We start from the raw sequence: 16,908 nt of genomic DNA, 5'->3' as shown, positions 1-16,908 counted from the left end.
GCGAAGGCAAAAAAAAAGCCCCGCAAGGGGCTTTTCCATATCTATCCAGTGGCGCTAAACGCTCGCCATCTTCTCCATGAGCACGGGAGCCGGAGCGTGTATGCCGTCGTCCCATGAGTGGGAGTCCATGAACTCCCATTTACCCGGCTTTCTCCATATCTCCTGGGCGAGCTTATGGTTAAGCGCGTGGCCCGACCTGTAGGCTACGATGTTGCCTATGAGCGGAGCCCCCACAAGGGCTATGTCGCCCATAAGGTCGAGGACCTTGTGCCTGACGAATTCGTCCGGATACCTTAGCCCGCCCTCGTTCAGTATCTCGTTATCGCTTATTACTATGGCGTTGTCCAGCGAACCGCCCTTCGCGAGGCCGTTGGCCCTCATCATCTCAACGTCCTTGAGAAAGCCGAATGTGCGTGCGCTTCCGAGCTCTTTCCTGAAGACGTCTTTCGAGAAGGGCCTCGAAAACGACTGCTTCGCAAGGAACGGGTGCGCAAAGTCTATTGAATAATTTATCGAGAGCCCGGAACCGTCCGAAGGGAGCAGGAAGATGTATTTATCGTCCTCGATGACCTTTATGGGCTTCTTTACGACCATGTACCGCCGCGGCATCGAAAGCTGGACAAGGCCGGCGGACTCTATCATTCCGACGAACCCGGTGGCGCTTCCGTCGAGAATAGGCACTTCCGGTCCGTCGAGCTCGACTATCGCGTTATCAACGCCCATGCCATAGAAAGCCGCCATGAGGTGCTCTATGGTGGAGACGGTAGCGCCACGCGCCCCGAGCGTGGTAGCGTATGACGTGGATATAACGTTTGAGGAGACCGCCCTTATGGCAGGAGCGCCCGGGAGGTCGCGCCTGAAAAAGGTTATTCCGGAATCTCCGCAGGAAGGGACGAGCCTGGCGTTCACTTCCCTGCCGGTATGGAGCCCGATCCCCCTGAACTCTATTATGTTTTTCAAAGTCTGCTGCATCATCATTGACGTTGTATGTAGCAATAAGTATGCCATGAAGGAAACCTTTTGTTTTCAGGTATTTTTGTCCTGCAAGATGGCGACAGTGTAGCTTTAATACCAAAAAAGGATTATTTTTCTCTTTTTTGCAACAACTATCGCCTGAAGAAGAGATATAGCATGAGTGTCAGGACAAGGCTCACAATAATGGACGTGGCAAGCGGGAAATAGAAGACGAAATTGTCCCTTTTTACATATATGTCTCCTGGCAGCTTTCCAAGATACGGTATCCTCGGGCCAAAAGAAACGAAAAGCCCGATGATCAGTATGATTATACCTATTATGATTAAGGTCTTGCCGACTCCTGGCATAAACGGCCTTAACTTAAAGGGCGAAACCCATTGGAATCCAGGCGCTTTCCGCCAGTAGAGCCAGCCCCGCAACTCAGTGGCCCTGAGCGGGCGCGAACCTTACTTAAGTATAGGTTCGCGCCAGGTGCCTGTCAACAGAAAGGGGAAGTAAGGGCCTTAATACTCGAAGTGGTTTGCGTCCCAGCCGACCTTTGTCCCGTATTCCTCTTTCCTCACGCCGAACCTGCCGCCCCACCTTCCACCGAGCGACTCCCATTTCTCGCCGAGCGGCCTGTAGGCCTCCCCGTCCGAGACGTACTTTCCCCCGATAAAGAGGTTAAGGTCCACCGCTAGCCGTTCCCTGTGGGGCGAGGCCATGGTCCTGCTTTTCCCGGATTTTAGATAGAGCTTCTGCTGCTCCTCTGTCCTGTATGCCTCTCCAAGTGTGAGCTCGAGGCCGTTCGAGTAAGCGAACCTTATAAGCTCGGCCACCCGGGCCGTGAACCGCCTCTGCTTCTCTGAAAGCTCCATAGGGTATCGTCTCCTACTTGAGCGTGAGATGCCCCGCAAGGTAAACGTATACGTCCTTGATTATCCAGAGCATGACCGCCCCGCATATCCAGAGGAAGGCCCTTACCGCGTTCCTCTTGGTCCTAAGGAGGTCCTTCACGGCCTCCTGCTCGGAAGGCGTAAAGGCGCAGGCCCCGAAACTCGACGAGAGCTTCTCCGCTATTAGTTCCGCCATCTCCTCCGCAGCCTTCCTCCCCTGAGCGTCCATGTCTACCCCTTTTTCTTTATGCCACGGAGGACCAGGCCCTCATGGGCGAGTTCCGCTTCGAGGTCCACGACGAAGTTCTCCATTATGTACATGGTCCTGTCCACGTTCACAAGCACAGGGTTGCCGCCTCCGTCGAGCTCGGCCCTTGTCCCGCACCCGGCCTCTATCTCCATCGCGGTGAGAGTATCTATGTTGAGCCTTGCGTGCGCAAACCCGTCCGGCACCCCTGTAAACCTGAACATCGGGGCGTTTGCCTCGACAGGCAGAGTGTCTGCGCAGTAGCATGCCTTGATGTTGCCAGAACCGTCGTGTAAAACCTCTGAATACATAACGCCTCCTTAGCCTGCGTGATAGTCCCAGAATACGTGAAAGGTCTCGCCGTTTCCGATCGGCGCACGGACGAGCACCTCGTGCATATCGGAAACCGTGGAATGCATGTCCGTCTGGAGAAAGAGCTGCACATTGTAAACCGAGCCGAGCTTGGTAAGGCTCGGGACATGGGAATACCTGCTGACGCTTATGTAGAAGTCGCCCCCGCTCGCGGCTGAAAAGCTCCCACTCATGAGGTTGAGCTTGGCAACCGTCACGACCGAATCGGCGAGCAGGACGCTCTTGCTGTTCATCCCGTCATGGTCGTGGTCCCTTGCCGGGGTAAAGCTTTCGCCCATCCACTCCCTCAGATGCTCAAGGTTCCGCCTTATCCCCTCCATAAGGGCCGTGTCAATGGGGCTGTCCGCGTCGGTCTGCGCCTCGGTTATCTCGTTCCAGTCATACGTCGGGTCTGCCATGATGGTCTCCTACCAGATATAATATCCGTCCTCGCCGCCTGTCGAGTTTCCTGCCCCGCCAACGAATCCGTATGCCCTCTCTTTTCCCGAGGCTTCCCCGTAATCGTTCTGGCCGCACGCGGCTATAAAGGCGTATCTCCTGTGCATCTTGGTCTCCACGGCCTCGACGGAGACCTTGTGCGTCGAAAAATCCGGCCTTACGCTCGTAAGCATGAGCCGGTTCCTTACCCAGCCGGTCCTTCCCATGCCACAGGCTTCATCGGTAGTGCAGTCCTTGAGGTCGGATGGTTTTATGAACCGGTCCATGAAGGCGATGCTGTTCATGTCTATCTCGAAGCTCGCGGTGGCGACAGGGTCGCGGAACCTGCTAAGGAGCTTCTGGGCGAGCGCCGCTGCATGCGTCTCGCCCCTTCCGCCGGTTATCAGGACCGGGGCGCTCGCATCCGAGTATGGCAGCTCCGAAATCACCGCTATAACCCGTATGTATCTGTTCCTGTCGGTATCGAAGACCTGGTACTTGCCGTCCTGCGAGAGCCTTACAGGCTCTCCTTGAAGGCCGCCGGGCGCCCTCCAGTAAAGGGCCATCGCCGTGCTGTCGTAAAATAGGTTCCCCTCTCCCGACCCGTTGCCCTTGGAGACATGATAGACTCTTAACCCGCTTATCCCTTCCGGCTGGGAAAAGGCCAGCGAGCGCATCCACCTGCTCTTTATCACCCTGGTGCTTACCTCGTTCCACTCGGACTGGTCCTGCGATGCAGCATCCGCCGCGATTATGGCGGACTCGAAGTTCTCCTCCCTGTCCCCGCCGGACTCGTCATAGTCGTAATAGACCACTATCCTGTTGTAGAAGCTTTCGCGCGAGCCGCTCTTCAGGCTGAAGGAGCCCTCAAGTATGGTCCTGTCCGTCCATTCCTCTACATCCTGCCAGGGCGCTGGCGGGGCGAAGACCTTGAGCGAGACCTTTTCTCCGTCATGGACGATGAACGAATTAGTCTCTGATTGCAGCTCGTTCAGGTACTGGTTGGCCTCCTTGGGTTCCGTGAGCACCCTGTCGAAGCGCCATCCGGCAAGCCACATGTCCCGCTCCTGCTCGAAGCCGCCGAGGTCTACAAAAGACTGGTCTATGCCGAGCCGGTTTATGAGGATATCGGCCATTATGTCGACCGGGTTCATCCCGGTGTAATCGATCGCTTCGGTCCTGGACTCGCTCTCTACGGGTATCTTGGCGGACGCGTCCTTCAAGTCGTCAGCGATGACTATGGTAAGCTCGTCGCCCTTTCTGGACCAGTCTATAATCTTCCCCGAGAACGTCGCTGCGTAGTCGGGATAGGTGAAACCAGGGGCCAGGAACCCGTCCTTACGGACGGCTCGCCTGTTCTTCAGGAACTTCCCCGAAATAATGGGAGTAAAGTTCTCCCTTCCGGATATGATTGCGGTAAGTTGTCCTCTGGTCGAGTACCCGGCCCTGGGGTCTAGCCTGTTCTGTAGCGAGGATACAGCCTTGAGCGCCGGTACAACACCCGGTAGCTCGTCGCTTCCGGCTGCGAACGCGCTCCCGTCGGCAGCGTGTTCTCCGCCTGCCAGGAACCTTATTATCGGGTGCCCGTTCCTCCCGTGGTACCCGAAGCGGACCGTGCCGCCGTCAAGAACGAGTTCCACGACCACATTGGGCGAATTGACTCCCCTCTCAAGCTCGCGCATGAATCTCTTTGTGAGACTTATCGCCATCCCGGCTCCCCTGCCGGAGATCTCGTTACCCGGCCCTGAATTGCGTTCCTCAAATGACATGTACAAAAGCTCATGCGTCTATCCCGCCCCAGGGCTTCCATGTCCCCGGTGTCCCGGCGGTAACGCAAACCCGCCCTATTTTCCCCCCTGGCGTGGGTGCTCCTGCATAAATAATGTCCGCCGCCTTCCATGTCCCTGCCGTGGGGTCTGAGGCCGCGCCCCGCATCTCAAGCAAGGCCCCGGCCCACTTAATCGAAACCGGGTCCGCAAAGAGCGTGTCCACGGCCCCGGCGCTTCTTTCCTGCCAGGGGTAGCCGTTCACATACGTCCCGTCGTCATAGAGCCGCTCTATGGCCAGGAGGGGGATGTCCGCATACTTGTCATAGGTGTTGGTAGTAGTTCCCCGGTAGACCCTCAAAATGGCGTTCCGCTTCCGGATGCCGAAGGTGATGGTAATTAGGACCCCGTTTCCGTCCTCGATAAGGGCAAGACTTGACTCGCTCCCCGAATCGCTCACCCCCACCATCCTCACAGGGTCATAGAGGAGCTGGCACCTGTAGTAGTAAGTCCCTGTCGCCTCGCCCCATGTGACAGCCACGTTGGTCTGAATCGCCGATACGACGAATATGTTCCCGCTCCCGCAGTCGAAGGCGTGGTCAAGCTCCGGGGTCTCCCGGTATCCTATTACGCCGCGCTTGCTCAAGAGATGCGAGTAATTGTTCCAGGAGGAAAGGGCGGCTCCCGTACTGTCCTTGACCAGCATACCGCCCACATCCGCAAGGGCTATGTTCCCTATCTTCGTGGCCAGCTTCCCGCAATTCTCGACCGTTACGAGGAAATTCGGATGCGTCTGCAAGTCGTACCAGTCGTATGAGTCCGGCATCTCGTCATGCCTGACAATGAAGTTCACGTTCCGCAGGGAAACCGTATGCTGGTTGTCAACCGTCGAGACGAGCTTAATTCTCGGCGCGTTCCCTGCCCAGAGGTACATTCCATCGAGGACGACTGAGCTATTGTCTATCGTGAGTATCACGCCGTCCTCGGCCTCGCTGTGCCAGCCTGAGCAAACTACGCCCACGCTGTTGACTATTTGGTGCTTCCCTGCAATGAGCTTCCCGACCTGGCCACCGTTACAGCCCTTGACGGAAAGCCCTTTCGTGTTCGAGTGCCACTCTCCCGTTCCAGTGAAAATTACCTGCGAGATATCGAGGCCGTCGCCCAGGTTGTCAATCTCTATGGGATAGTCGTCTCCCCTGCTGTACATACAGGCGATTCGCCTCAAGGTCAGGAGGTCGAGGTATTGGGAGGTCGTCTTTATGGTCTGGTGAAGGTTATCCGTCCTTATGTCGAAAATCTCAGCGCCCGAGGCCACGAACATGCCCCGGCAGGTGACGGTCGCATGGTTGTCGTTCTTTATCTTGAAGTTGCCGATGCGGTTGCAGGGAGCAGCCGCATAAGGGGCTGTCCACCCCGAGCCGTCAGTGCTGTTGACGAGTATGGCGAAATCGCCCGTAAGGGATGCGCCAGGCAGGATCGAAATGGTCGTACCCCTTCCATGCCCTATAACGTCTACGCCTACGGGAATGACGATAGAGCTTCCTATGCCGTGATTGTGCCCCAGGAGAACCGTCCCGCCGCCGAGACTCTCGATATGGTCTATGGCGTCCTGTATGGCCTCGCTGTCGTCAGTGCCGTCGTCAGCGGCCCCGAACGCCCTCACGTCCACCCACGGGCCCTTGGTCAGGAAGTCCGGATATACGTTCGTGTCCCTATGCGTCCCGTCCGGGTTGTGCTCTGTTAGCGCCAGCCTGTTGAGCGTATCGGCCTTTGCGGGGTGCCCGGCCCCCACCATCTCCTCGTCATACATTATGCGATGGTCTTCCATTCAGATCCCTATTCCTTTCTTCCCGTGAGGTGAAGGGTTATGTCCCTGCGTTTACCTCCTTGCTTCAGGGGGTTATAGAACCTCGGCTCGGGCCTCATGAGGAAGACCTCCTCCGGATGGCCGGAGGGCTCCCACATGACGAAGAAGTTCTTGATCCCGCTCAAGACTCGCCATTCGGCAATTTTCTCGTACAGGGCCGGGTCCGCATCATCAAACCTTAACGATATCGACCTTTCTATGTAATGCGAATGCGCGCCTGCGAGGTAGCCCCCCTGGCTTATATTTATGCTTGCCTTTGTTTCCTCCTCATGCGGGTCAAACGAGTAAGTTGCGTAATCGAGCTCGGTCCCGGTTCCGAGAGCGCAGATAGTTATGCATGGGGCCGCGGTCGTGTCCTCTATTACGAGTCTCCAGAACCTGTATGCCCCGGGGTTCGGGAATTCCTTCACGAACGTCTTGTCAGAAGAAGGCATAAAGGGGGCCAGGGCATCCTCATAGACCTCGTCGTCATTCGAGTGCTGAAGCGAAACGCGCGCCCCGGTTGTCGAAAGGTTATGCCCGGATACGGCCAGGTAATCGGCCTCTTCCGAGTTCCCTGTCCCTGCGTCATACGTTATGTAATGCGGCCCGGCGGCATCGGCTGCGACCCACATGTTAGTCTCCATCATGTTCGATATGTAAGCCACATCGAAACCGGAAAACGTGGAGCTTGCGCTCAAGGTCGATCCCTCGCTGCCCAGCATGTTTCTCCAGAAGAATTTTATTTTCGCCCAATCCGCCATCCTGACTCCTCGGCCCTACATGGTCCTCATGCTGAGGGCTATGTTCCTGTCGCCGGCTTCCCTCATGGCAGGGATTACGTTGTCCTCGATTATCTTCTGCCAGTTCTGCTCAGAAAGCGGGTTGTATATCTGGATCGTTATGTACTGGGTCGGCCTTTCGTCCTCGATCCTCGTCGGCACCGGGTATGCGCTAGGGGAGCCTCCCGAATACTGCGGATTGGCCCTGCCTCCCGCGCTTATTGAAGAGGTCGCGCCCTTTGGGGTAGTGCCCCTTATCTGCTCAACCCTCGCCAGCCCGGCGGCGATCGCGGCGGCTGCAGCCGCCGCGCCGAGGGCAGGGCCCACCACGGGAATAGGGGCCAGCGCGGCGTACGAGCCCTGCGCCGCCCTGTAGGTCTGTATCAGGGTCTCTGCTATTGCAAAGGACTTCATGGCCTCGAACATGGCCCTGTGCTTGCTCCCGGTAGCTACGAAAAGGTTCTGCAGCGTATTCGTGAGAATGGAGGCCGCGGTCTGGGCGTACATGAGCCTCGTCGCCCATGACGCCATTTCCATATCCTCTATTTGACGGAGGTGCCCGCCCGTAAGCGCGGCCTCCTCTGACAGGAGCATCTCCTTCTCTTGCATCCGGAGCCGGTTCATGTCCTTGAGCCTCTTCATCCGCTCTTCTTCTCCTGCCACGAGGCCTTCGCTCAAGGGCTCTATCCGGGGCAGTCCAGCAATGGTCTCCTTAAGGCCTGAAAACGCCCTCTCGACCGAGAGCAGGTCCTTTTCCGCGGAAGACGAGAACCTTCTGAAGCCTTTTGCGTTAAGCTTTTCAAGCTCCGACGCTATCTCCTCGACAGCGGTCCTGGTGTTTTCCCTCAAGCCGTCAAGCCCAGGGTGGACATCTCTTGACAGTGAAGCTACTTTCATCTCGCTCTCAGTCATTCGCTTTTCCCTCGCGCGCGGACCTTTCGTTTTCGAATATCTCAACTGCCTCGACGAGCCAGCAGGGCTGGCTTGAAAGCCCTCCATCGAAGTAGGACTGCACCGCGCCCTGAAGACGGAAGACAAGGCCGATTATCCTCTGCGTCTCCTCGTCAAAATAACTCAGGGGGCATTCGTAAAGCCTTATACCCCCGAGGCCCAAGACCTTCCGGCAGCGCTTTCTCTTGAGCTCCCCCGTGATGCCCGGGGTGTATTCCTCCACTGCCCGGGCCTCTTCGGAGAGGCCCCTGAAGTTACCGCAGTTCCTGGCCTCCCTGTCCATCTCGGCGCAGCTATCGCATTGAAACGGGCTCCCGGCTGCGGTCTTGAAGGCCCAGCGGAAGCCCGCAATCAGTTTTTTCTCTGTCCCTCCGAGAGCCTTGAATTCGACTCCATTGCCCTTATTATCTCGAGCACCAGGTCCGTATCCGCCGTATCATAGAACTCTCCGGGGTCAGAGACCCTGGTCTCGCCTACATAGTATCCCTGTATGCATTCGACGTTCTCGACGAACTGCTTTCTCTGGACCGAGTGCGTAAGCTCCGCTATCCTTGCCTGGTCTGCGAGCCCCCTTGTCCTGGCCGCGAGAAGGCGCGAGTATTCCTGCACTCTTGAATAAGGGACGAACCTCAGGCTCACTATGCACGGGTCCAGGCTCTCCCTGTTCCCTCCATACTCGGGCATATAATCGATGATGCTCTCGCTGTCGAAACTCACTATGGCCATATCTCTCCTCCCCGGACGGTTTTAGGATGGTTCTTGCGGACGGCTGCCGTCAAACTGTCGGTGCCGTGTTGATGAGCATGAGCCCCATCATGTACCTGGCTTCAGCGCCGTCGAAAAGGCCTTCGTACTTGAGCGTTACCATCGGGTCCTTTTCGCGCGAGTATTCAGGCTCCCCGCCGGTCCTGTGTAGCCTGGGGAGGTCTATAATGAGCCCGTGGGTCCCGCCTGTGCCAGCTGTCGTGCAGGTATCCCAGTGGAAAAAGAGGTTGGTCGTGCCCGCACCTGATACCCATTCCCTGAACTCGGCTATGGAAGAGAAACCGTTCGAGGGGTCCTCCCAGTCTATTACGAGCTCTACCGAGACCTTGAACTCCCCCATGCGTGTCCTGTCAGGGTAGGCTGCTCCAGAGAGCCTTAGCGCGTCCTCCATCCCGTTCTCCACCTTGATGGATACCTTGTCGGGCCTTATGGCCGTAGCTCCGGCAGCGGAAAAACCGGTAAAGTCCGGCGCGGTCCCGGTCCGGCTTATGAGCCCTGTGCTGATCGACAGGTTATTGTAGTCGCACCTCAGGTTTTCAGCGGCGAATACCGGGCTCCCCAGTTCAACCGTGTCCGCGTCCCTTCTCTGTCCGAAGATCTCGGCCGAGAGCTTGAGGGCCTGGCCCGCCTCCTGCTCGAAGGTGAGGGCCTTTACCCTGCCGCCTACAAACGGCCAGTTCCTGACGTTCGCCCCTTCGTTTATATTGAAGTTGAGAGTAAGGGCCTTGTGGCCGAGCAGGCTCTCAGAGAATGGGTCGGCAGCCGGGCACATCATATGGTAATACTGCCCTGTCGAGCCGTTCTGTCCGGAGGCGCTTTTCCCGAAAAAGTGCTTAAGGAGGGTCCCGACCATGCCCTTGGCCGGACTTGCCTCAGTAAAGAACGGCATATCGAGAGACGCGCTCCATCTTTCGGAAAACCTCTCGACCGCGCGAGGGCCGAGGGCGGCCTCCTCGCCTCTCCACTCCTTTCTCTTCCTGTCGTCGAACTCGGACTTGGGCACTACGGGGCTCAATAGCGGCAGGAACCCTACTGTCCCTGACTCCTTTATACCCCTTTCAGCCTCTTCGCCAAGCGCCGCGTATATCAAGTTCCTGGCCATCTCCCCTCCTGATCCTGGTTCAAGTGATTACAGTAGCCATTTCCAAAATGGACCGACAGAGCGCCCCGAAGGAAAACTATCTCACCCTGTACCTTACGGATGCCCTCACGCTCACTTCCGGCCTGCTGCTCCTGCCGTTGACCTCGCCCTTTTCGATCCTGACCCAGCTGACGCTCTTCGAGTCCGATAGCGCATTCGTGTTCAAGGCGTCAACGGTCAGGGCGCCCCTTATCATGTGGATTATCTTCTGTTCCTCTCTTATCAAGACCGAAGGTTCTCCCTGAGGCATTGTCACCCTTATAACGAAGCCCGCCTCGGCATACATTGGCCCCTGCCCCAGGCCCTGCCCGAACGACTCTCCCGTGTAGAAGATCTCTCCAAGTGGCAGAAGACCGGCGGGTATGCCCTCCTGGTGCTCAAATGACTTCCTTGCGAAGTTGATGCCCAGCGCCCTCAGTATTGCCTCGATATTGTCGGTGAGGGCCGCTACGGTCTCGTAACCCGTCATCATCTCCTGCCCGCCTTGAGGGTGCTGTTGAGCTTATGGCTCCCCTCCGTCCCTGATATCAGGCCGTCACCGGTGCGGTCATACTTTAAAGTGACCTCCGAAATGGCCTCGTCCGCCTTCCTCTCATACTCCTTCCAGAAGTTCCACCAGAGCCCCTTGCTCTCAACGGCAAGCCCCTTGCAGGCCTCGGAGACTGAAAGGAGTATGTGCGCCTCCCTCAGGTCATACGGGTCGAGCACGAGATGGGGTCTTTTCCCGAGCCTCGTTAGCCTCTCCTCCAGCTTTTCAAACGCCCTCTGTATCTCCTTGCCGAAAGACCTTGAAAGTATATAACTGTCTCCTGGCGAGACAGGCTCCGGGAAGGCCTCAACGGTTACCGTCCCGCTTGCCGCAGCGAAACCCGTGATCTCCCTCCTCTCGCCCCTGGCAGGGAGATACGCGGACCCTCCGGTGAAATAACCGTCCCCGTACCTCTTTAATCCGGTGTCGGTTATCTCGGCCTCCGATCCGGACTCCGCTACTCCCCTGACGCTCCAATTGGATTCCCTGAGCTGGGGAAGCTCCGCCATGAGGTCCTCGTCCGTGACCACCTTCCCGAGCCTCGACCTCACCACGTCGTAAAGGATGGTGGCGTAATGCGTATTGGCCCCATGCGCGTACTCTATGACTGCCTTGTAGTTGAGGGCCGCAATGGAGTTTTCCTCCTGTCCCAGTTCGTATGACAATAGCCCGTCGGCCGCTATCGTCATGGAGGCTCTCTCGGCCAGCAGGAGGCCGCCGGGAGTGTAAATTGTTATGAAAGCGGCATCCGGCACGAGCTTCCTGTTGCTCTCATATATATATGTCTGGAACCTGTCCGGCGTATTCAGAAGGAATTGCTGCCTCATTTCGTCTCCGCGTTCAGGCAACATCTAAAAATTGCCATTTTCCCCGGACTTTGCTCAGGCGTGAATAAAATGCTCACATTTATGCTCGGCTTTTTATTCCCGCCCTTCCTTAATTGCAGGAAAAATCTTAAACTTTTAGAGGTTGCCTTTAATAATTACTTCCTCGCCTTTTTGTCGTTCACGCTCGCTATTTTTGCCGCCTTCTTTTCCATATCGCGCACCTCTTTTGCCTCGGGCAGCCGCCCCGTGCGCTCGACACTGTCCTTGTAGAGCCTCTCCACAAGCCTTTCGACCGCTCGCCTTTCCCTCATAAAACTTTAAGCCTCCTCTGCCGGAGCCTCTTCCCGGTTGATATCCGGCAGCTCTTTCGGGTCCGGAAGGAACCGTCCCTCAGGAAAGCGTACTCCGGCGGCCTTGAGCCCCTTGTGCTCCCTGAGCGCGTGCTCCATCCTCTGAAGTAGGCCCTGGTCCCATTTGAGCGGGACCCAGCCGTCCCTCCAATACCTGAGCGCGGCCTCTTTCAGTTCTCGTATCCTGACAGTTTGCAATGACATCCTGCCCGCCGGCCCCTGGATATACTGCCCTGTCCACATCCAGAGGTCATTCGCCAGCTCGCCTTGCCAGGCTATGGAAGCATAGCCGTTGTAGGCTATAGGCATATATCCTTTCTCTTTCAATGCGCCGGGATCAAGTGCCATGCTATTCCTTTAAGCGTGCGGAGGGGCGCTTGGCCCCTCCGCCTCTTTTCTACTCGTGCTTGCTTATGATCTTCACGCCGCCGCCGGATGCGGCGTTCACGCAGCCGTGGCCGTAAAGCGCGGTCACGACTATCTCGGTTGCGCGAAGCGATGCATCCCTCTGGAATTCGGTCTTTGCCCCGGTCTTGAGCACGTAGGCCAGACCCGACTGGTTCCCCATGGGCATCATCACCCCGAGCCTGTCCGCGTCCAGGTTTATCGACGCGCAGTTCGTGGACTGCACAATGTCCACGCCGTAAAGGGTGCCAAGCGAGCCCACTTCCGCCGCCGGGACCGAAGGGCCTCCCCAGACCGCGCCGGTCGATGCCGCTATCGCGGTCCTGAGATTACTGACCTGGTACGGGTGGAGCACCGCTACGAACGGGCCCTTGGCGTTCCCCAGCTCGAGCTTGTAGATGGCCGAGAGGAAATGCGACTCGTCCATGTCCGAGCCCGAGGTCCCGACCGAGCTCGTGAAGCTCGCCGCGCTCGACAGGATGTCCGCGTCTATCTTGTTCGCGAGCGCCTTGCCGAGCTCTTCGGCGAAGGGCTCGAGCCCGCCGAGACCGGCCCCGTTGAGGAGCATGTCGGACACGGTGATGAGGATGCCTGCCTCGTCAGCGGTAACGAGCGTAGACGTGGTGTTTACCGCCGTATTGCTCATGTCCGTCGCCTCGGTGAGGTCGGCGGCCATGAGGAGCGGCCATTTCGGGAACTCGACCGCGAGCGTCGACTCCCCGCTTATGTCCGCAACCCTTACGAGCGGCGGCATCACGGCCTCGGCGTATGCCGCGTCTATCACGAGCCTCGATACTATCTCTGCGGCCACCAGCTCTCCTGCGGACCCGGCGGCGGTCGTCACTTCATTTGCCATTCAGACTTTCCTCCTTTGATGCCGCGCCGTCAGACGGCCGCGGTGTTGAACTTCCTTCTCCGGGCCTCCAGGAAAGGGTTCTTCACGTCCCTGAACCTGTAGGTCTGCCCGGCAGAGCCTTGAACGCTCAATCCTTCCCTGAGAAGCCTGTCGAGCTCCTCCCTTGGCATGGTGCGCCAGGAGGCAGGGTCCGAGAGGTTATGCCGCGCTGTCCAGGCGCCGAACCTTGCGCCTTGTGAACCAGCCCCAGTTCCGGCGGATGCCCGCAGGTGGTGCGGCCTCTCGCCGAGCCAGTCAACGACGAACTCGTCAAGCGTCATCGGCTGGCCGGACGTATTTATGCGCACGGCCCCCGAGTCGCCGAGCACCCTCATGCTCCCGTCCTCTTCCATCCTCACCCGGTGTTTTACGAGCTCTGATACCTCCTCGGCGTCGACCACGTTGTGCCTGGATATGGCCCTCAAGAGCGCGGCCGATTTCCTCTCTTCCCTGAGCCTGTCGACCTCGCCCTTTAACTTCTCCACCTCTTCGCTCCCGCCCTTTCCCTTTTGGGCCTTTGCGTAGGCCTTCCTGTACGCCTCGTCTATGAGCTCCTGCACCTTTGCCTGCTGCTCCGGGAGGAACATCACCTTTCGGGCTTCCTCGCTGCCGCTATGGCCGTCGCCTTCAACCGTTTTAAGTTCGTCAACCATGCCTGCCTCCTTTGAACCCCCTTTTTTCAAACCGCGCCCCGGGGTGGCTGGGCGGCCCGGCGCCGCGCAGGCTTTTTATTCCTTAACCGGCGCGCCGCCTTTTTCTATCTCCTCGTATATCCTCGACATCACGTCTTCGCCTGCCTTGGGCAGGACCGAATGCGCTATCCTCTTCTGAAGCTCCCTCATGAAGGTCTCCGAGCCTACAAGCGCTGTCTGCGCCTTCAAGGCGTTCTGAAGCTCCCTGTCCAGGTCCCTTACGGAGAAATCATCCGGGTAGTCTATGTGCCCGTCGAACTTCCTTCCCTCCCACTTGGCCCATAGCTCGAGGACCCTGGTCTCCGCCTGCTCGATGTTGTCGGCTTTTTCGCTCAAGGTGGAATAAAGCTGCTGGTACTCGAGTTCGAGCGCGACCCCCGAACGCACGCTCCCGTAGTCCTCGGCGGACTTCACACCGCCGAGCTTCGCAATCCTGTATATCTCTTCAATGTCGTGCCGCACCCACTCCCGTATTTCTGAAAGCGACGAGTGCGGCGCCTCGAGCCAGTACGGCCTGGAGTTCGGCTCTGCCGGGTCGAACTGGAGGATGTTCCTGGGGCCGAGCTCCCTTTCGCCGGATTCCCCGCGCGAGTACGGGACGGCCAGCATGGGAAAGGCCGTGTTCTCGATTATCTCCCGGGCATCGCTGCAGAGGTAGTATATGTTCCTGTTTATGTCGGCTATGTCCTGGATGTCGGAAACGCCTGCCATCCGCGTACCGGACTGCTTGTTATAGAGGTTCACGAGCGGCACTTCGCCGAGCCCGTGCCAGCCCGCGTCCAGGAGCGCAGCCTCTCCCTCCGCGGCCTGCCAGAGCTCCCAGCCCTCCCTGTTCCATATCCTGTAGGTATCCGGGGCCTCTTTTATTTTCACGCTGTCGAGTACGGGCCTTCCGGAATAGGGGAGCCTTATGAACGACCAGTCCAGGAGGTTCTCCGGCGTAACCAGCGCGATATAGGGCCTTATGCCGAAATCCTCGGCCTCGGCCCTGGTGACCGCGAGTGTCTGCGATTTATCGACAACTATCGATACCCTTCCGTAAACGCTCGCGAACCGCTGCGCCTCTCGCATGAACGACTTGAACGTATTTCCCTCGAGGTCGGCGTCGCAAAGGAACATGTGGAAGAGCCTGTCCCCGGCGAGCGACCCGAAGTCGCGGAGCGCGTCCTTCCTGAAAAGGTGGGAGACGAAGATATCGATTATCGGGCCGCAATAATTGTAGTAGTAGCTCGTCTCCTTTCGCCGGGCGTAGTTAGCCGCGCTCTCGAAAGGGTGCTGCAGGAGGTAGTCGCCCGTCTTGTACATCCTGCCGCCGAAGTAGGAACGGACATAGAAGAGCCATTCGTCTATGTGGCCAGCGTAAAGCGGATGCGTCCTTTCAAGCTCCTCATGGGTCATTCGCGCCCCTCCTTTTATTTACTCGTCAAATGCCGCTTCGCTACTTATAGAACCTTTTTGCCGGGTCCGGCCTGTTGAGCCTCAGCGGGAACTCGTACTCCATAAAGTACCCGAGCGCGTCAGACGCGTGGGTGCGCTCCGGGTCGGACTTATTTATCTCCATGCCTCCAGAACGCCATTCGACCGTCTCGAAGTCCTTCCTTAAGTGAGCGCACCTCGGGTGGATGTACAGCTTCACATCTCCGTTCGAGCTCTCAAGCATCGCGTTCACGGCGTTCACCCGGTCCCGCACTGCCGGATTTGCTCTCTTCACCCTCTGCGTCCTTAGACCCATCCTGTCGAGTATGGCGTAATCGCTCATGCCCGCCGTGGACCTGCTCATCCCAGCGGCGTCCCCGTATATGGCCAGCCCTGCCTTGTGTCCTCCGTATTTCGCAAGGAGCGCCTTTCCCATCTCTGCCGTATTCGTGTTTCTCAAGGCTATCTCGTCCAGCACCCAAACCGACCTGCCGTCGGTCTGCGCGACTTCCCACACGCAGAGGTCCACGTTGAAATCGCAGCAGACAGCAAGCCTCAATGTTTCATTTATCGACAGCCCCTGGTCTTCGTGCTTCGCCGGGTCGTATGCGTAATATGCCCGGCCTGAGGAACCCTCGAAGCTCGCCTCGTACTCCTGCCTGAACGTCTTTGCGTCAAGCACCCTCCTTGCCGCCTCTACCTCCTCCTGCGGCAGGATTTCAGAGGACGGCCATGTGTAGAGGCCCCAGTCCGGGTCGCTTCCGCTCGCGGCATAGTCCGCGACCTCCTTATAGTGGTTAAGCCCTTCGGGCACGCCTATGAACCAGCACCACCCTTTTCTGTCGGAGAGGGCCGGCCTTATGTGCTCAGTCCAGGCGGTCTCCCTCATGTTGGCAAACTCGTCGAGCACCCCGCCGTCCCACGGCACTCCCTCGACCCTTTCCGGCTTATCAACCCCGACGACCCACAGCTCGCTGCCGAAAACGGTCTTTATGCACAGGTCTGTCTCGTAAACCCTCTTTGTCCATTCGCGCGGCGTGAGCTCCTTCAGGTCCTTCCAGAATATCCGTTTCGCCTGCTCCCTCGTCGGGGCCGCCGCGAAATACTTCGGATCGGTCCAGTTCTTTTTTTCGTTCAGGCCTATGACGAGCTTACGTTTCGCGAGCTCGGTCTTCCCGCTCCTTCTCCCCGCCGGGACGACCGCAAACCTCTTATTCTCGTTCCAGAGCCTCATCTGCTCCGGATGGGGCCGTAGCCTCAGCCATCTCGGCGGCAAGCGCACTGCAGTGCTCATCTTCTCTCCCGCTCCCGAGCCCCAGCGCAAGCTCCTCCTCCTTCCGGTAGTCGGAGAGTACCTCCAGCGCGGTCTTCGCTACCCTGAGCTCCTCGAGCCCCAGCTTCAGGTCCGCGTTCTCGAGCCCTTTTACGAGCCTCCTCCTCACCCCGTTCAGGAGCGTCCTGTGGTCTGCCGCGGCGTCAACCCCGGCATCCGTGCCTGCAGCGCTCTTTTCGAGCTCCTTTCTGCTCCAGTTCTCTTTCCTTGCCTTTTTGCGAACGGTCTCGGCGCTGCACCCGTGCCTTTTTGCGAGCTCAGGCGCGCCCATACCGCCCTGGTAGCCCCTTTTTACAGCCTTCCAGTCTATTTTCACCAATCAAC

The 16,908-nt window shown here is 58.1% G+C and carries 22 protein-coding genes; all 22 read right to left on the bottom strand.

Annotated elements, in window-relative coordinates; all coding sequences use genetic code 11:
• Positions 1-54: 54 nt before the first annotated feature.
• Complete coding sequence (lpxC, locus tag QY316_04605) at positions 55-972, bottom strand: UDP-3-O-acyl-N-acetylglucosamine deacetylase (GenBank protein ID WKZ34076.1); 918 nt, start codon at positions 970-972, stop codon at positions 55-57.
• 134 nt (positions 973-1,106) lie between these two features.
• Positions 1,107-1,322: a DUF2905 domain-containing protein gene (locus tag QY316_04600; protein ID WKZ33687.1), complete on the bottom strand. Its 216-nt coding sequence runs from the start codon at positions 1,320-1,322 to the stop codon at positions 1,107-1,109.
• 156 nt (positions 1,323-1,478) lie between these two features.
• Positions 1,479-1,832, bottom strand: a complete 354-nt coding sequence (locus QY316_04595) for a M15 family metallopeptidase (GenBank protein ID WKZ33686.1) — start codon at positions 1,830-1,832, stop codon at positions 1,479-1,481.
• Between the two features lie 13 nt (positions 1,833-1,845).
• Positions 1,846-2,079 (bottom strand): hypothetical protein, encoded by a 234-nt coding sequence (locus QY316_04590; GenBank protein ID WKZ33685.1) that lies wholly within the window; start codon positions 2,077-2,079, stop codon positions 1,846-1,848.
• Between the two features lie 2 nt (positions 2,080-2,081).
• Positions 2,082-2,408: a hypothetical protein gene (locus tag QY316_04585; GenBank protein ID WKZ33684.1), complete on the bottom strand. Its 327-nt coding sequence runs from the start codon at positions 2,406-2,408 to the stop codon at positions 2,082-2,084.
• 9 nt (positions 2,409-2,417) lie between these two features.
• Complete coding sequence (locus tag QY316_04580) at positions 2,418-2,867, bottom strand: hypothetical protein (GenBank protein ID WKZ33683.1); 450 nt, start codon at positions 2,865-2,867, stop codon at positions 2,418-2,420.
• 9 nt (positions 2,868-2,876) lie between these two features.
• Entirely contained in the window at positions 2,877-4,595 is a 1,719-nt protein-coding gene (locus QY316_04575; protein WKZ33682.1) for a hypothetical protein, read from the bottom strand.
• A gap of 70 nt (positions 4,596-4,665) precedes the next feature.
• Positions 4,666-6,480, bottom strand: coding sequence for a hypothetical protein (locus tag QY316_04570; protein WKZ33681.1), 1,815 nt, complete (start codon positions 6,478-6,480; stop codon positions 4,666-4,668).
• 8 nt (positions 6,481-6,488) lie between these two features.
• Positions 6,489-7,262 (bottom strand): hypothetical protein, encoded by a 774-nt coding sequence (locus QY316_04565; protein WKZ33680.1) that lies wholly within the window; start codon positions 7,260-7,262, stop codon positions 6,489-6,491.
• Between the two features lie 15 nt (positions 7,263-7,277).
• Positions 7,278-8,177, bottom strand: a complete 900-nt coding sequence (locus QY316_04560; GenBank protein ID WKZ33679.1) for a hypothetical protein — start codon at positions 8,175-8,177, stop codon at positions 7,278-7,280.
• A 7-nt stretch (positions 8,178-8,184) separates the two neighbouring features.
• Entirely contained in the window at positions 8,185-8,514 is a 330-nt protein-coding gene (locus QY316_04555; GenBank protein WKZ33678.1) for a hypothetical protein, read from the bottom strand.
• Between the two features lie 68 nt (positions 8,515-8,582).
• A complete protein-coding gene (locus tag QY316_04550; protein WKZ33677.1) occupies positions 8,583-8,957 on the bottom strand; it encodes a hypothetical protein in 375 nt (124 codons plus the stop codon).
• A gap of 49 nt (positions 8,958-9,006) precedes the next feature.
• On the bottom strand, positions 9,007-10,098 hold the full coding sequence (locus QY316_04545; GenBank protein WKZ33676.1) for a phage tail tube protein: 1,092 nt from the start codon (positions 10,096-10,098) through the stop codon (positions 9,007-9,009).
• A gap of 76 nt (positions 10,099-10,174) precedes the next feature.
• Positions 10,175-10,609 (bottom strand): hypothetical protein, encoded by a 435-nt coding sequence (locus QY316_04540; protein ID WKZ33675.1) that lies wholly within the window; start codon positions 10,607-10,609, stop codon positions 10,175-10,177.
• Entirely contained in the window at positions 10,606-11,493 is an 888-nt protein-coding gene (locus QY316_04535) for a hypothetical protein (GenBank protein WKZ33674.1), read from the bottom strand. Before QY316_04535 ends, QY316_04540 begins: the two co-directional genes overlap by 4 nt.
• A 155-nt stretch (positions 11,494-11,648) precedes the next feature.
• Positions 11,649-11,804, bottom strand: coding sequence for a hypothetical protein (locus QY316_04530; GenBank protein ID WKZ33673.1), 156 nt, complete (start codon positions 11,802-11,804; stop codon positions 11,649-11,651).
• Positions 11,805-11,810: 6 nt separating this feature from the next.
• The gene (locus QY316_04525) at positions 11,811-12,152 is read right to left on the bottom strand and encodes a hypothetical protein (protein WKZ33672.1); all 342 of its coding nucleotides are present in this window, start codon (positions 12,150-12,152) and stop codon (positions 11,811-11,813) included.
• Between the two features lie 88 nt (positions 12,153-12,240).
• Entirely contained in the window at positions 12,241-13,104 is an 864-nt protein-coding gene (locus tag QY316_04520; GenBank protein WKZ33671.1) for a hypothetical protein, read from the bottom strand.
• 29 nt (positions 13,105-13,133) lie between these two features.
• Entirely contained in the window at positions 13,134-13,796 is a 663-nt protein-coding gene (locus tag QY316_04515) for a hypothetical protein (protein ID WKZ33670.1), read from the bottom strand.
• 75 nt (positions 13,797-13,871) lie between these two features.
• On the bottom strand, positions 13,872-15,233 hold the full coding sequence (locus QY316_04510) for a hypothetical protein (protein ID WKZ33669.1): 1,362 nt from the start codon (positions 15,231-15,233) through the stop codon (positions 13,872-13,874).
• Between the two features lie 40 nt (positions 15,234-15,273).
• Positions 15,274-16,545 (bottom strand): hypothetical protein, encoded by a 1,272-nt coding sequence (locus tag QY316_04505; GenBank protein ID WKZ33668.1) that lies wholly within the window; start codon positions 16,543-16,545, stop codon positions 15,274-15,276.
• Positions 16,463-16,900, bottom strand: a complete 438-nt coding sequence (locus tag QY316_04500; GenBank protein ID WKZ33667.1) for a hypothetical protein — start codon at positions 16,898-16,900, stop codon at positions 16,463-16,465. Before QY316_04500 ends, QY316_04505 begins: the two co-directional genes overlap by 83 nt.
• Between the last annotated feature and the right edge of the window lie 8 nt (positions 16,901-16,908).

Source organism: Thermodesulfobacteriota bacterium (genome assembly GCA_030583865.1).
Lineage (GTDB): Bacteria > Desulfobacterota > GWC2-55-46 > GWC2-55-46 > GWC2-55-46 > UBA5799.
The sequence above is the reverse complement of the archived record's forward strand: the minus strand, read 5'-3'. Positions and strand labels throughout refer to the sequence as shown.